The organism is Legionella sp. PATHC039, assembly GCF_026191275.1.
In the GTDB taxonomy this organism is placed as follows: domain Bacteria; phylum Pseudomonadota; class Gammaproteobacteria; order Legionellales; family Legionellaceae; genus Legionella; species Legionella pneumophila.
This window is the reverse complement of record NZ_JAPHOP010000001.1, coordinates 968857-984350: the sequence shown is the minus strand read 5'-3', so window position 1 is coordinate 984350 and position 15494 is coordinate 968857. Positions and strand designations below refer to the sequence as shown.

The window sequence follows — 15494 nt, the reverse complement described above, 5'->3', positions numbered from 1 at the left end:
TAAATAATGCATTTTTTACCCTGTAAGAATCAGCTACTTTCAATTATAATTCATCGTTGACAGAAGAAAAATTTAGCTTGGCAATAAAAATTACGGAGATCATTGTATTGTGAAAAAATTTCTCATCACGCTAATTGGCTTATTATTCATAAACACCTATCATCATTTGCTCTATGCCGATAATTCCCATCATCACACGGTGAAACATCTTTCAACGTCTTCCTCCAAATTGGAGAATACACCCACAATACAATTGGAAGTCCAGAAGATAATTGATAAAAAGGATAAGAAACTGGTATTTGTCAAACTCACTGATATAAAATCGAATAAACCAATTACTTTCAATGATCTTACTGAGATACATACAAAAAAATTTCATTTACTGATCATTGATAATCATCTCATTGACTATAGTCATGTTCATCCCGCAGAAACTGCTACTCCGGGGATTTATCAATTTGAATGGCAACCCAATTTCAAGAATGCCACCTATCGGGCATGGGCTGATCTATTACCAACCAATACCAATAAACAGGAGTATGCCACTGCAGATCTAACATCTCCCCAGACAATAACGAGAACAATGAATCCTGTACATCATCGAACAGTATTAGAGAGTACAGTGAATGGATATCAATTCAAATTAACCTTCAATAAAATGCCTCTACTAGCAGGTAAACCTGCTATGGGTGAAATCGATGTGACTGATTCTAAAGGGCATCCAGTCCGTACACTAGAACCAATTATGGGGGCCTATGCACACATTGTCGGCTTTAATGAAGATTTTAAAACCGTTATCCATGTCCACCCCATGGGCAAAGAGCCTGCAAATAGCACTGAACGTGGAGGACCTCAATTACAGTTCCATATTGAGCCTAATAAAGCAGGTTTCATTAAAATGTTTGCCCAGGTGCAAATTGATGGGAAAGTACTCTACGCACCATTTGCATTCACAGTAAAAAATGCTTAACGACTAAATTAAGAACCTGTCTTTTACAGACGCAAATATTATTGTAAGCTCCTGGCTCGTGTTGTGCAGAGCAAACCAGTTCTTTGTACCCGCTCATTCTGTTTTAGGGCAATATAGTGAGCGGACCCTTCTGCGTTTCACACCAGGTTTATTTTTATCATAGAGCTCCCAATTCCATTGGGGTAATTCGCAATTTTTATAGATAAAAAGTTGATTCAAATGTTCAATGAATTGATTTTTATTGCTTATTTCGGGTGATATCTGAATTGTAAATTGGGTTAATGTCTGCTGGCAAATTAAATAATCTTCAAAATTTACACCACTGCTAATCATATGCTGTCGAATAACATCTGCAAAAATGGGAACTATTTCTTGCCCTCTTTTTCCATAACAAACATCACCTAAACGGCCTTCAATATTCTTTAACTCAGTAAATACGCCATTCGATCTTTCAACCACCAAAATATCATCAAGACGGTAACGAATAATTGGCTGAGTAGATCTGTACAGGTCAGTAATAATTGGCACGAATCGCTCTTCATCCAACCATTCCTTTTCAATAATAAGAAACTCTTCATTCATCAATAAACGATTGGTTTTACGTTCACTAATAGCCAGAAAACCTTCTGTACATTGATAAATTTGCGATATGGTACAACCAAATGCTTTAGTTAAAATCTCTTCTTCCTTTGGTTCCAGTACTTCGGCCACAGAAAATATTTTTTTTGGTGTAATTTTTAAAATATCTTGATGACTAGCAAGCATTAAAAGCACACTGGCTGGAGCTGAAATAATAGTCGGTTGAATGGCATTTAATCTCTGGATATGAGTATCAAAATCAGCAAAAAGATCAAAAAAATGGAATTGTATTGTTCTGCTTTTATTTAAAGTGGTATACAACTGGTTATTTGCTCTTAGAAAAAAAGCAATTCGTTCTCGTGAACGCAAACCGTTCGGCATAGCCTTGGCAAGGATTATTCCGGCCCAGGCATCACGTTCCTGCTCACTTACTAAAAACAAGCCTCTGCTCCCTGAAGTCCCTGAAGATAAACCAATAGCAATATTATTTATCATTGGGGAAAAATCACGTGTATGCTCAGCACGTAAAGCAATTTCCAATGCCTCAGTTTTTTTGACATTTACTGTATTAACATCATCAAAGTGTTCCATCATGATTTTTTTATTAACAATTGGCCATTGTTCCAAAGGAGTTTTTAGATAATCTCTATAGAATGCGGATTGATGCAAACAATTTTTTATAAGTTTTTTAAATTGTTTTGCTTGATGAGTCTTTAATTTTTCCGGAGTAGTAATAGTTTTATTAAGATAAAGTGTATTAAAATAATGAAATAGAATACGTGCTAACATCATGGGTTCCCAATTCTCGAGCGCAATTGTTGGCAGTGAGAAGGAATAATTTCAATAGTCTTGTTTCTCTGATACAGTTCGTGCAATTTTTGAATTGTCTTTAAATAGGCACGCTTGTTATGATGAATCAAATAGGTCAAAGCGCTCGGATAAATGAGTTCTTTAAAAGTTTCCTGGTGCCAGCAACTGTCCGCAACCAGGAAAATGTCGCCAGGTGCTTTAAAATATAAGCCGATTTGTCCTTTAGCGTGTCCCGGTAAAGAAATGGCAATCAATGAGTTATCACCCAATACATCAAAACCATCAGAAAAAGGTAAAAGATGTTCGTCAAGTTGGATTGTTTTTTGAAGTGGCAATAAACGCTCAAAGAAATCTTCAGGTAGCAGTCCAGGTAAAAAACCATTTAATAACGCTTTCAACCCTTTTTTATGCTGAATATCGTCTATCGCATCAGAATGACATATAAAATGAGCATTAGGAAAATCACGTAATCCTCCAATGTGATCAGCATGAAAATGCGAAATCACAATATAATTGATATCTTCGGGTTTTATATGAATTTCTAACAACTGTTCTTTTAGAGATTTTACTAGTGTCATAGGAGTTAAACGACGATATATAGAGGCTGGAAATTTTTGGGTTAAGCGGGTAAAACGGTCAGAATATCCTGTGTCAAATAAAATATATCCATGACTTGGGTGTTTTATAAGAGCACAGAAGGATGGATATTCACGCTGTCTGATTTTCCCATTTTTTAAAGTCATGCGTTCGCAATGTTTGCAATAGCCAGCTTCAAATAACTGATACTCTATATTCATGAACAATACCATTCAGCAAATTTCATTATACCCTCATCAATGCTATAAATTGGCTTATACTTTAAATCTTTTTTTGCCTCTTCAATATTTAATGTTTGTCCGAAAGCTAACACTCCGACACCATACTCTGTAATCTTTGGTTCTGTTTTCAGATAGAGCACCCGATGCAAAAACTCAAGAAACTTTGCGACAAATCTTGCTTGATTATAAGGAATACTTTTGGTTTTTAACGGTTTATTAAGGGCAGAAAATATCATTGAAATAATATCAATAAAGGTCCTTGGCTCATCATTGGTGATATTGTATTTTTTCCCTGCATAACATTTATCTGCCAAAGCAGCCAGGATCAGGCTCTCCACTACATTTTCTACAAAAGTAATATCAATCAAATGATTACCTGAACCAATGATTGGAAGCACCCCATGGCGCTCTGCTTTCAATAAGCGAGGGAAAATAGCGCGATCATATGGTCCAAAAATTCCTCTGGGTCGTAAGGTAATCACATCCAGATCATGTTCCAGTTGAGCTTTATCTACGATGGATTCAGCAATTAATTTGGTTTGCACATAATAATTGACTGTTTTTGCTGGTAAAGGAGCATTTTCTTTAATATTGCGCTTCTCGGTAAAATCAAAATAAATACTGGGAGTGGAGACATAAACAAGTCGAGCCTGACTGGGAGTTGCCTGAACGACATTGTGAGTCCCTATGACATTAGCCTGATAAAAATCTTTATATTTTCCCCAGGGGCTTGATAAAGCCGCGCAATGAAATATGAAATCCGCATTTTGACTTATCAAAGACAAAGACTCCAGATCCTTTAGATCGAGTGGAACAAACGTTGCTCCCATTTTGCTTATTATTTCTCCCAACTGCAAATTGCGTCCTAATGCAATGACTGCATGGCCTTCCTTAATCAAGCGTCTTGTAAGATTTAAACCTAAACATCCTGTAGCGCCGGTTACAACTGAAATCATACTAATACTCCAGTATCATTCCAGCAGCTGACAATCCAGCGCCCGTACCTAATAAATAAACCAAATGCCCACGTTCTAAATTATGATTATGGATCAAATGACACAATGCAGAAGGCAGAGAAGCAGCCATTTGATTACCATGCGTTGTGTAAATATCAACAAATTTTTCACCAGGGATGCCAAGCTTTTTACGTATATGATGCATAGCAAGCAAGCTGGCTTGATGTGGAACAACCCAATCAACATCATTTAGAGTTATACTAGCTTTAGCAAATAACTCCTCTTGCATGGGCCCGATCATTTGGCTGGCCAGTTTGAATACACGCTTTCCATCCATTTTAAATAAACCGTATTTCTTATCGTACTCACTCGCAGGCGGCATGAATGTTCCTCCAGCCTGGACCTGGCAAAAGGCAGCACCCAAACTGTATGTTTTCATATGAGCAGCAAGAATTCGACTGGAGTCATTGCTTCTTTCAACAACACAAGCAGCTGCCCCATCACCAAAAATCGTACAGGTTTCCAAGTCGCTCCAATCCAGGCCAAATGAAGGGATATCACTTGATACAATAAGTATACGATTAAATCTGCCCCCTGAGAGCATATATGATGCCGCATCGAGTGCAGTGAGAAAACTAAGACAGGTACTGTTAATATCAAAACAGGCGATTCCTGAATTATCTAATCCCAATTGTTTTTGAACCAGAACCGCCGTACATGGTATAGGTTGTTCTCCTGCTCCACAAGCCCCAATAATGGCATCAATCTCAGCTAAAGTAATTCCTGCTTGTTCCACAGCGTGTAATGCAGCTTGACTTGCCATATAGGAGGTTGTTTCACTGACTCTGGCAAAATGCCTGGAAACTAATCCGGACTTCTTCTGAACACTGCCTTCAGGAAGATTAAGTTTATTATCCAGATCAGATGAAAACACTATGTTTGCGGGTAAATATTTTCCCATTCCAATGATTTTTGCTGACGACATAGAACTGACTTGTTAAAGGATGGAGCAATTATTGTACTATAAGGCTTATTATAGTCAAAGAGAACTTTTTAAAGGTTGGTAGGCAAATAATTGCCGTGTATTTGTATAAATGATAATCTATCTAATCTTATATGTTATCTAAAATATGCATGAAAATCCTGACTGTACTGGACAGCTATCCTCCCAACTTAAATGGTGGTGCTTATTTTACTCACCGTTTGGCAAAATTCTTACAAGCCAAAGGGCATGAAGTTCTTGTGATATGCCCCTCTCGAAGCCTGAAGCAAGGTTATACAAGCTATGAGGGAGTCAATCTTTATGGAGTACGATCATGGCCAGCCCTTGGTTACAAAAACTTTCGTGTTTGCTGGCCTTTCTTCATCAAGAAGGGTATTTTAAAAGCAATAACAGACTTTAATCCCGATGTTGTTCATTTGCAGGGAAAATTTTTCTTAGGTGGAATTTGCTATCGAGCCTGTCGTAAAAAGGGTATCCCGTTAATAGCCACTAATCATTTCATGCCAGAAAACTTTTTCCATTATACTCATCTTCCCAAGTATTTTGAAAAATGGTTTCATCGCACCACATGGAATATTGTGATTGACATGCTAAATCATGTAAAGATAGTCACTACTCCTACCCACACTGCAGCTAACTTACTTAAAGAAGTACACGTACAAAAAGAAATTCATGTTGTTTCTTGTGGAGTAGATCTACAAAAATTTCAACCAAAACAAAATGCCAATCTCATTAGACAACGTTATAAAATCCCTGATAAGCCAATTCTATTGTATGCTGGTCGTTTGGATAAAGAAAAAAATTTATCAATAGCAATAAAAGCATTTTATAAAGCAAGACAATCCATTGATGCTCATTTTATTTTAACCGGTCGTGGCGCAGAATTACAAAGATTAAAAAAACTGGTTCAGACACTGAATCTCACTGAGCATGTCACTTTTACAGGATATCTATCAGACGCGGAATATCCGCTGGTATATAGTTTAGCAAATTGTTTTGTAAACCCGGGAACTGCTGAATTACAAAGTATTGTTGCCTTGGAAGCAATTGCTTCTGGATTGCCTCTTTTGGCTGCAAAAGCGATGGCTTTGCCTGAACTTGTCAAAGAAGGAGTAAATGGTTATCTCTTTGACCCTAATGACGTTGAGACATTGTCTTATTATATGGTCAAGATTCTTAGTGATCGTACTTTCAGTGAACAAATGGGAAGAGAGAGCAGAAAATTATCTCAAGAGCATGATATCAAACGAACTATCGAACAATATGAAACACTCTATCAATCGATGGTGAGTTTATGAAAGCAGTCGCAAATCGCTACCATGTTCTTTGTCAGGAAAAAGTATTCATAAGAAGTCTGCTTAGTGGCTTTTTTTTGCTTTTTATAAGTTTTCTCATTATGAATTTTGCAGGAAAATATGCTTCACTTATGGCCGGTAATCCGGTAAATGATTTAATTCTTGATAATTTACCTCTACGTGATGTAACTGTTTTTCATGTTAATGCAGCTATTATCTTTTGGACAATTTTTACTATTTATACCTTGTTAAATCCAGCCTTCATTCCTTTTATTACTAAAAGTGCCGCGCTGTTTATATTGATACGTTGTGCCTTTATTAGTATGACCCATCTCGGTGCACCTCCTAATCAACTGGCTATTCCAGATAATTTTTCATCTCTTGTTTTATTTGATGGAGATTTATTTTTTTCTGGACATGTCGGAGGCCCTTTTTTAATGATGCTTATCTTTTGGAATAAGACAACATTACGTTATATTTGCCTTGCTGCTGCAGTTTTTTTCGCTTATACGGTGCTGATTGGTCATATTCATTATAGTATTGATGTCTTTGCAGCCCCATTTATTACTTATGGAATATTTCATATAAGCCAATTTCTGTTTGCATCAGATTATCAACGGCTAAAATCAGAACTTACATCATCTACCGGAAATTGATAACAGTTGCGCCATACTGTAGGATTAGCCCGCATGAGAAAGTAATTCAGTAAATATTTGGCTGAAATAATCAATTCCAGCTTATACCTATTCAAATAATCCCAGTAATATTTCAGCAGGATGAGAAGCTTTTAAACCAGTTAATCGTTTGACTTGTGCTCGACATGAATAGCCATCGACTAAAATATTAGATAAACCAGTACTGTCTTCAAAATAATTCTTCCATGATAAATCAAACAAGCCATGGGAATTAAGTTGATGGATTGACTCATGTCCATAAGCTCCAGCCATACCACAACACCCTGTTTTTTCAGCAACTAGAGTCAATCCAAAAAATTGAAAGACTTTCTGCCACTGTATTAAAGCTTCACTGCAATTTGCCTGTTCTATACAATGACTTAGCAATAAATACTGATTAAGCTTTTCATTAGCTTTTATTGGTAACTCGTTGATTTTTTCATTACCCAGTATTTGCGAGAGCCACTCTTGAATCAACAGGATTTTGCTATTGTAGTTTTCGTGCAAATATTCAGAATATTCATATCGATAGGTTAATACCATGGCAGGATCAAGTCCTACCATGGTCAATCCATGATCTGATATCTTTTTAAGCATTAAAGCATTTTTTCTGGTAATTTTTGCAAATGACTGAAGCATTCCATTATCGTGCAGAGTTTTACCATTTTCAAACCAAGGTAATAAATAAACCTGGAACCCCAGTTTTTTTATTAACTGACAAGCTTTCAGCACAAGTTCAGCTTCATAAAAACTGGTCACCCAATCCTGTATATAAATTATAGTTTTCTCACTGACAGGTAAATGGTTTAAATCAAGCCATGGAATATTATTTGCCTTTAAGAGTGTCTTCAGATTTGGACTACTAAACAAAGGGAGATCAACCAACTCTGCGTATTTATGTAAACAATATTTCACTAATTTACTTGAGAGACAGAAATTAGTTAATTCTGGAAACAGGCTTTGAAAATATCCAACACGTTCGCTGTAAGCAATAAGATAATCTTTTATTGAGCGAGAATATCGTGTGTGATAGGTTTGCAAAAATTTTGCTTTAAACGAAGGAACATTGATATTAACCGGACATTGAGAACGACATGCCTGGCATCCCAGGCATCCTTCTAGCGCAGTATAAACTTCATGGGAAAAATCATATTGGCCGTGATTCCTTTTGTAAGCATTTAATTGCTTTTTCAACGGCCATGTTAATTCACGCTTTCCTGTCAAAGCACTTAATTGCCTTAACCATTCCCTAACCAAGCTGGCTCTTCCTTTAGGAGAATGAATTCTATCCCTGCTTATTTTATAAGAAGGGCATATCACATCTTGTAATTTATAATCGAAACACGCTCCATTTCCATTGCAGTTTAAAGGTAATTGATAAGAATCTCTGAACTGGTAGTTAATTTGACTGTCCACATCTGCTCTGGTTTTTTCTGAACGGATGCTGGCAAGTGAATCATGGCTACCTAAGGGGACGGCAATTTTTCCTGGATTTAATTGGTTGAAAGGATCACAGCTTGATTTAATTTTCCTGAGTTCATTGTAGAGTTCCTCTCCAAAAAATGCAGGCACGAATTCACTTCGAAATCCTTTACCGTGCTCGCCCCACAATACCCCACCGTATTTATGGGCAAGTTGCGCTACCTTTTCTATTATTTCGTAATAGATTTCCCTATCTTTTGCATTCATCAAGTTCAATTCAGGTCGAACATGTAAACACCCTACATCAATATGACCAAACATCCCATAACTAACCCCATGAGAATCAAGTAAGGCACGAAATTCCTTGACGTAGTCAGCCAAACGCTCAGGAGGAACCACAGTATCTTCAACCCCTGATATGGGCTTTCTTACACCCTTTACTTTACCTAAAAGTCCTACAGTGCGTTTTCTAAGCTCCCAAAGATTGATAATATCCTCATGATTAGTGATAAAGTGAAAATCAGTACCTTTTAAAGTGTTCTTCAATAATTGCGCATGTTGTGATAATACTTTTTCATCATTTGCCACAAACTCAATTAAATTGATTGCATCGACTGGGGCGTTGCTTCCAGAGCACAGAAAGGATTTCAGAGAATGATAAATAATATCTGTCTTGGCCAGGTTTAAAATCGTTCCATCCATTGTTTCAATGGCTTCTGGCTCAAATGCCACCAAATGCTTTGCATGTTCAAGAGCGTCGCTAAATGAAGGATACAAAACAACAAACAGACATTTGTATTTGGGTATATTCGTTAATTTTAATTTGATTTTAGTGACATAGGCTAAAGTGCCTTCAGAACCATTCAGAATATAATTGGCATTGAATCGCTTTCCATCATCCGAATAAATTTTTGCTAAATTATAGCCAGTGACAAACCGATGCAATTTAGGTAATTGCCTGTCAATCGCCCCTCGATGTTCCTGGGCAGTCTTATCCAATTGCTTATAAAACTGCCCTACCTGCCCTGGTAATTTTTTCATATTATCAAGAAGACTGATATCTATCTCTTCACTGGTATGGACTTCTCCTCCAAGATATACTGCTGTCAACGCAAGTACGTGTTGACTGGTTTTTCCATACAATCTTGAGCCTTTGCCGCTGGCATCTGTATTGACCATACCTCCAATGGTAGCGCGATTACTCGGAGATAAAGAAGGCGCAAAGAATTTGTTATAAGGTTTCAGATATTCATTTAATTGATCAAGAACTACTCCAGGCTCGACCAAAACCCAGTCTTCCTCCGGATTTATCTCCACAATATGATTCATGAAACGAGAACAATCGATGATTATTCCAGCATTTAATGATTGGCCATTAGTTCCAGTGCCGCCACCCCTGGGGGTGAAAGTTAAGTCACGAAATTGCTCGCTACTGGCTAATTTAAAAATATGAGATATATCATTTTCGCTTTTAGGGAAAATAATGGCTTCAGGAATAATTTGATAAACACTATTATCCGTTGATAAAACAATTCGGCTACTTAAAGCTTCATCAATCTCACCATGAAAATCGGGTATTTTCTCAAGTTGCTGTAAAAATAACCTGATTTTTCTGGGTGTTGCAGTGGAAGAGGTCAAACGCGGCATCATAATTTTTCCTAGCTTTTCCTCCATTAATCTTCTCATTATAGACTACCAGATAATTAGGGCTAAATCATAAAGACGACTACCATTCAATCAGAAAAAATAGTCTTTTTAGTCTAAATTAAGGATACAGACATCTTTTTAAAGGATTAAAACGATATGAACACAATAACAGAAGATTCTCTGACTGAAGAACAAAAATACATGGTTCAAGTATGGGAAAATCATACTCATTATGAATTTGACACTAAAAATGTTGCAGATACTATGAAAACCATGGAAGACAATCCCTATGTCAATAACATACCTACCATGGCAGTCGGATTTGGACAAGAAGAAGTCAAACAAGTTTACAGCCAATTGTTTATACCCCAAAAACCGGATGATACTGAGGTTGAACTGATTTCAAGAACAGTAGGTACTCATCAAATTGTAGATGAACTCATTTTTAAATTTACTCATAATATCAGGATGGATTGGATATTAAATGGCATCGAGCCTAATGGAGAACGTGTAGAAATTCCTCTAATTGCGATTGCCAGATTTCATAATAGAAAAATCATAAGCGAACATATTTATTGGGATCAGGCATCTGTTCTTGTACAACTCGGTTTACTCAATTCAGATAAACTACCCGTTCATGGAGTAGAAGCCACCAATAAGATAAGGGAACTGATATCACGAAGTCTGACTAGGTAAGAAAAAACGCTTACTTATAACTATAATTATTTTTAAAGAATACAGGGATCGTCATGATAAAAGATTATCTTATAGAAACAATGAATCAGGATGAAGTGAATCTTGCTATAACCTGGGCTGCCCGGGAAGGATGGAATCCAGGAATTCATGATGCGACATGCTTTTATCAAACTGATCCTCATGGTTTTTTTGCAGGTAAGCTGAATGGAAAAACGATAGCCATTGGTTCTGCTGTTATCTATGATGATTTTTTTGCTTTTTGTGGTTTCTATATTGTTGATAAGTCCTATAGGGATCAAGGTTATGGCTTGGAATTAACCAAAGCAAGACTAGCTTATATTGGTAACAGAAACGCGGGAATTGATGGTGTGATCAACATGCTGGATAAATATGCCCGCATTGGTTATCAATTAGTACATAATAACGCCAGATATTGTCTTAATAAGACAATAAAACCAATATCAGCTGAACCTCATATTGTTCCATTAAATCAAATCGATTTTTCGCAATTATCATCCTATGACCGCTTACATTTTCCAGCACCTCGTCCTCAATTTTTAAAATGCTGGATAAATCAGCCACAAAGTTTGGCTCTGGCTTATTTAATTGATGGCCAAATTAAGGGTTATGGTGTTATCAGAACCTGTCATAAAGGATTTAAGATTGGACCACTATTTGCGGACACTCCGAAAATTGCAAACCAACTTTTCACTAATTTGGTCCCATATGCTAAGGGTCAATTGATATTTCTGGATATTCCAGAGAATAACCCTTTAGCAATTGAGCTGGCCAGTCAATATCAAATGGAGAAGGTATTCGCTACAGCACGTATGTATTTAAAAGGAGAACCCCTGGTTAAAAAAGAAAGCATTTATGGAATTACTACTTTTGAATTGGGATAAACCATGACCCGAGATCTCACTGGATATGGATCAGAACAAATTAATTTGACCTGGCCCAATAAGGCTAAAATCGCTATTAATTTTGTTATTAATTACGAAGAAGGAGCAGAGTTAACTCCACTTAACGGTGATACAAAAGCTGAATTTTACGGAAGTGATTTTCCTTTCGTTCCTAAAGGAAATTCAGAAAGGAATTATAGTATCGAATCTATTTATGAATACGGAAGTCGAGTTGGGATCTGGCGTTTAATCCGTCTTTTTGACAAGCATTCCATCCCCTTGACTTTTTTCGTAACAGGTTATGCCTTAATATTAAATCCTGAATTCTCAAGCTATCTTGCAAGTCATAACCATGAAGTTGCTGGACATGGATGGCGATGGATAGATTATTCAAAAGAAAGTAAGGCAACGGAAAAAAAACACATCTCTCGCTGTATTGATACCTTGCAGGAACTTACTGGACAAAGGCCATTGGGCTGGTATACTGGAAGAAGAAGTCCATTTACCCGCGATCTGCTAACTCAAATTGGTGGGTTTGTTTATGATTCAGATAGTTACGCCGATGAACTCCCCTATTTCATTAACAAGCATCTTGTAATCCCATACTCATTAGACTGTAATGATTTTCGTTTCACAATTTCTCCCGGCTTTGTCACAGCACAGGATTTCTATCAACGCCTTAAAAATACTTTTGATTACCTTTATCAAGAAGGTCGATTATCTATCATGACTATTGGTTTACATCCGCGTTTAAGCGGCAAACCTGATCGTTGCCATGCTCTTAATGAATTTCTAAGCTATATTCGACAATTTCAAAATATATGGATAGCAAAGAGAATAGATATTGCACTGTACTGGTTAACCAAGCACACCCAGATTAAGCAGGATTTATGAAATACCCAATCTCATTGTCAGGAAATGTTTTTAATTCAGTCGTTTAGCTTATCTAAGACTCTCCGTTAAAAACATTTTTTGCCTTGATCGTGAGGTTTTTCATAAGTTCTGCTCAATGCTCTTATACTCTGATCTTATTAATTTCTGTACTGTTTCATCAAAAGAGCTTAAAATTCATATCTCAAAATCTTTATAATTCACCCCACTATAATTTACAGATTGCCAATATGAGTCATTTGCTAGATTTATCCATCCTTAAAAAAAATCGCGACTTTACTTTGCTTTATTTGGGCCAATTCATTTCATTCATAGGCACAATGATTACCAGTGTCGCCCTTCCCTATCAAATTTATCATTTGACCGAATCGACCATGATGGTAGGATTACTCAGCTTGGCACAATTACTGCCTCTACTGATTACTGCATTGCTTGGTGGAGTGTTTGCTGATCGATATAGCCGACGCGGATTGCTAATCATTAGTGAATTATTACTTGCTGTTGGTTGTCTTTTTCTGGCTTTCAATTCCAAACTGGTTAATCCAAATGTTAGCTTGATATTTATAATAGCCTCATTAATGTCCGCCATTACAGGTTTACATAGGCCTGCGTTTGATAGCGTGATACAACAAATCGTGAAACCAGAGGATTACAAGAAAGTAGGTGCTCTTGGCAGCTTCAAATTCAGCTTTTGTATGATTATTGGACCAGCTGCTGCTGGCCTGATTATTGCGCAATATGGTATTGTAATCACTTATCTCATTGATTTATTAACCTTTATCATTTCACTTCTCAATTTGAGCTTAATGCACACCATACCCAAGCCTTTAGCAAAAGAGCATCCCTCCATTATAGTTTCTTTGAAAGAGGGTATAGGGTTTGCTTTGCGCCGACAAGAGCTGATGGGTAGTTATTTCGTTGATTTCTTTGCGATGGTTTTTGCTATGCCAAATGCATTGTTGCCCGCTATTGCCCAACAATTTGGAGGAGCTAAAACACTAGGACTGCTTTATGCTGCTCCAGCTATAGGGTCGCTGATTATTTCTTTTGTTAGTGGCTGGACCGCAAAAATTACTCATGATGGAAAAGCGATCGCAATTGCTGCTGCTTTGTGGGGAGTGGCAATTATCGGATTTGGTCTCACCACTTCTTTGTGGTTATCTCTCTTGTTTCTTGCTCTTGCAGGAGCATTTGATGCCATTAGTGGTATTTTCAGAAGCAGCTTATGGAATCATACCATCCCGCAAGAATTGAGAGGCCGCCTGTCTGGAATTGAAATGATTAGTTATTTGAGCGGCCCAAGACTGGGTGATACCAGAGCAGGCTTTGTTGCAGCAGGTTTAGGCATACCTGCTGCATTAATATCTGGCGGTATTTTATGTATTATAGGAGTGACTGTATGTTGCTATACCTTGCCTAAATTTTGGAATTATCATTCAAAGTAATTAACCACTTTACTAATCTCCAATAATAGAGGCCTTTTTATGTTGTTGCTTGGTAGTCTCATCCAAACTGGCCGCTTCCGTTAATGCGGCTACATTTTCCTTGGTAAAAAATCCATCAAAATTGTGACATCTTTCAACATATTCAGTAATTAATATGGAATAAATGGAGTGTTTGGAGAAAATTTGCTTTAAATCAGGCGAATCCGAGCAAGCCCCAAATACTTTAGCTAAAAATTCAATATTTAATTTATCTCGAAGAGTTTCAACGACAAAATCAATATTCTTTTTACCAGAAGAGTGATCCCCGTCTTTTACTTCATAAGCAATATGATGCATTCTTCTTCCGTAGTTACGCACAAAGGTTTCTGTGGGCATAGGGAGATTTTCAAAGGAATTCACCATGAACGGAGTGTTGTTAGCAGTAAACACTTTTGCCGGCGACTTGATGTCATGTCCGTGTGGATTTCTATTTACATTGGTAGAGGAGTTCATATCATAGATATTATAAGCACCCCAAAAATAATATTTGGATAAACATAAAAACTCTAAAATAGCATCCTCACGCTCACCAGCCAGGATTCGAGTAGCCATATGGTCAATGCCTTTGATCAAGTCCTTGATCCCATTATCGTGGCTTTCCTGATCTTTCGCATCCAGCATCGCCTCTTGTTCTTTGGTTAAATAAAATCGTTGTCCCAATTCCAGACAGTCAAAATCATAAATATTATCGTCGGTATACCCAACACAGTTATAGGTAAAATCCGATAACCGGGTAAAATGAATATGCTTATTACAATAGAACTTGTTTTCAGTCATATCAGGATTATGAAAATTAAAATCATGAGAAACTAATATGTTACGCGTCTCATCCTTATCCTTGCATTTATAAATCTCACCTACATAACGAGCATTAAATTTGGCTCTTGAGTTGGGATACATCTTATTTAATCTTGTGATATCGTCTTTAAAATTATGATCCAGGGGCTCAAGCACCAAAAAGGCAGGAGAATTTTTGGTATTGAGTAAACAATAAATTTTATGTGTATCACTTATATAACTTCGAGAATATCGATAAGGAGTCATTGAATAGAGTTCTTTAATATATGGAATAGCATCTCCCGTTTGTACCTGAACAACTACCCCACACATATCACCATATAAATCCTCAAGTCCGGATGACAAGCGCCTTTCATAAATCTTGGTTTTATATTCATTAAAATAGTCTGAATTGACTTTATCTCCTTTGGGATGGTATTCAATTGGATTAATCATCATGTTCTCCCCAATTTGACTCACCGGCACGTAATATTTTAAGTATATACCTGCCAATGAGTTTTTATTTGAATTAATAACTGTTTCCTCTCTTTCATTGCAAAATAGAGGTAT

At 36.9% G+C, this 15494-nt stretch carries 13 protein-coding genes; 7 read left to right on the top strand and 6 right to left on the bottom strand.

Annotated features, from left to right (window positions below):
* Positions 1 to 109: 109 nt before the first annotated feature.
* Positions 110 to 970, top strand: coding sequence for a hypothetical protein (locus OQI99_RS04420; RefSeq protein WP_061512642.1), 861 nt, complete (start codon positions 110 to 112; stop codon positions 968 to 970).
* Positions 971 to 1063: 93 nt separating this feature from the next.
* Here OQI99_RS04420 and OQI99_RS04415 read toward each other — a convergent pair whose 3' ends face one another.
* From OQI99_RS04415 to OQI99_RS04400, 4 genes are read right to left on the bottom strand one after another with little or no spacing between them, the layout of a single operon-like run.
* Positions 1064 to 2338 (bottom strand): F390 synthetase-related protein, encoded by a 1275-nt coding sequence (locus tag OQI99_RS04415; protein ID WP_265731386.1) that lies wholly within the window; start codon positions 2336 to 2338, stop codon positions 1064 to 1066.
* Positions 2338 to 3168: an MBL fold metallo-hydrolase gene (locus OQI99_RS04410; protein WP_061512640.1), complete on the bottom strand. Its 831-nt coding sequence runs from the start codon at positions 3166 to 3168 to the stop codon at positions 2338 to 2340. The genes OQI99_RS04415 and OQI99_RS04410 overlap by 1 nt, the downstream gene beginning before the upstream one ends.
* Entirely contained in the window at positions 3153 to 4133 is a 981-nt protein-coding gene (locus OQI99_RS04405; protein ID WP_265731385.1) for an NAD-dependent epimerase/dehydratase family protein, read from the bottom strand. Before OQI99_RS04405 ends, OQI99_RS04410 begins: the two co-directional genes overlap by 16 nt.
* A 1-nt stretch (position 4134) precedes the next feature.
* Complete coding sequence (locus tag OQI99_RS04400) at positions 4135 to 5118, bottom strand: beta-ketoacyl-ACP synthase III (protein ID WP_265731384.1); 984 nt, start codon at positions 5116 to 5118, stop codon at positions 4135 to 4137.
* 149 nt (positions 5119 to 5267) lie between these two features.
* Here OQI99_RS04400 and OQI99_RS04395 point away from each other — a divergent pair, with 149 nt between their 5' ends.
* Positions 5268 to 6434, top strand: coding sequence for a glycosyltransferase family 4 protein (locus tag OQI99_RS04395; protein WP_265731383.1), 1167 nt, complete (start codon positions 5268 to 5270; stop codon positions 6432 to 6434).
* Positions 6431 to 7087, top strand: coding sequence for a phosphatase PAP2-related protein (locus OQI99_RS04390; protein WP_061512637.1), 657 nt, complete (start codon positions 6431 to 6433; stop codon positions 7085 to 7087). The genes OQI99_RS04395 and OQI99_RS04390 overlap by 4 nt, the downstream gene beginning before the upstream one ends.
* An 87-nt stretch (positions 7088 to 7174) precedes the next feature.
* On the opposite strand, the gene OQI99_RS04385 is transcribed toward OQI99_RS04390, so the two are convergent.
* Positions 7175 to 10177, bottom strand: a complete 3003-nt coding sequence (locus OQI99_RS04385) for an FAD-binding and (Fe-S)-binding domain-containing protein (RefSeq protein ID WP_265731382.1) — start codon at positions 10175 to 10177, stop codon at positions 7175 to 7177.
* Positions 10178 to 10330: 153 nt separating this feature from the next.
* Here OQI99_RS04385 and OQI99_RS04380 point away from each other — a divergent pair, with 153 nt between their 5' ends.
* From OQI99_RS04380 to OQI99_RS04365, 4 genes are all read left to right on the top strand, one after another.
* Positions 10331 to 10870, top strand: coding sequence for a hypothetical protein (locus OQI99_RS04380; RefSeq protein ID WP_265731381.1), 540 nt, complete (start codon positions 10331 to 10333; stop codon positions 10868 to 10870).
* Between the two features lie 53 nt (positions 10871 to 10923).
* On the top strand, positions 10924 to 11772 hold the full coding sequence (locus OQI99_RS04375) for a GNAT family N-acetyltransferase (protein WP_265731380.1): 849 nt from the start codon (positions 10924 to 10926) through the stop codon (positions 11770 to 11772).
* A gap of 3 nt (positions 11773 to 11775) precedes the next feature.
* Complete coding sequence (locus tag OQI99_RS04370; RefSeq protein WP_265731379.1) at positions 11776 to 12666, top strand: polysaccharide deacetylase family protein; 891 nt, start codon at positions 11776 to 11778, stop codon at positions 12664 to 12666.
* Positions 12667 to 12893: 227 nt separating this feature from the next.
* A complete protein-coding gene (locus OQI99_RS04365) occupies positions 12894 to 14108 on the top strand; it encodes an MFS transporter (protein ID WP_265731378.1) in 1215 nt (404 codons plus the stop codon).
* A 12-nt stretch (positions 14109 to 14120) separates the two neighbouring features.
* Here the strand turns inward: OQI99_RS04365 and OQI99_RS04360 are convergent, their stop codons facing one another.
* Positions 14121 to 15437, bottom strand: coding sequence for a lpg1639 family Dot/Icm T4SS effector (locus OQI99_RS04360; protein WP_265731377.1), 1317 nt, complete (start codon positions 15435 to 15437; stop codon positions 14121 to 14123).
* Between the last annotated feature and the right edge of the window lie 57 nt (positions 15438 to 15494).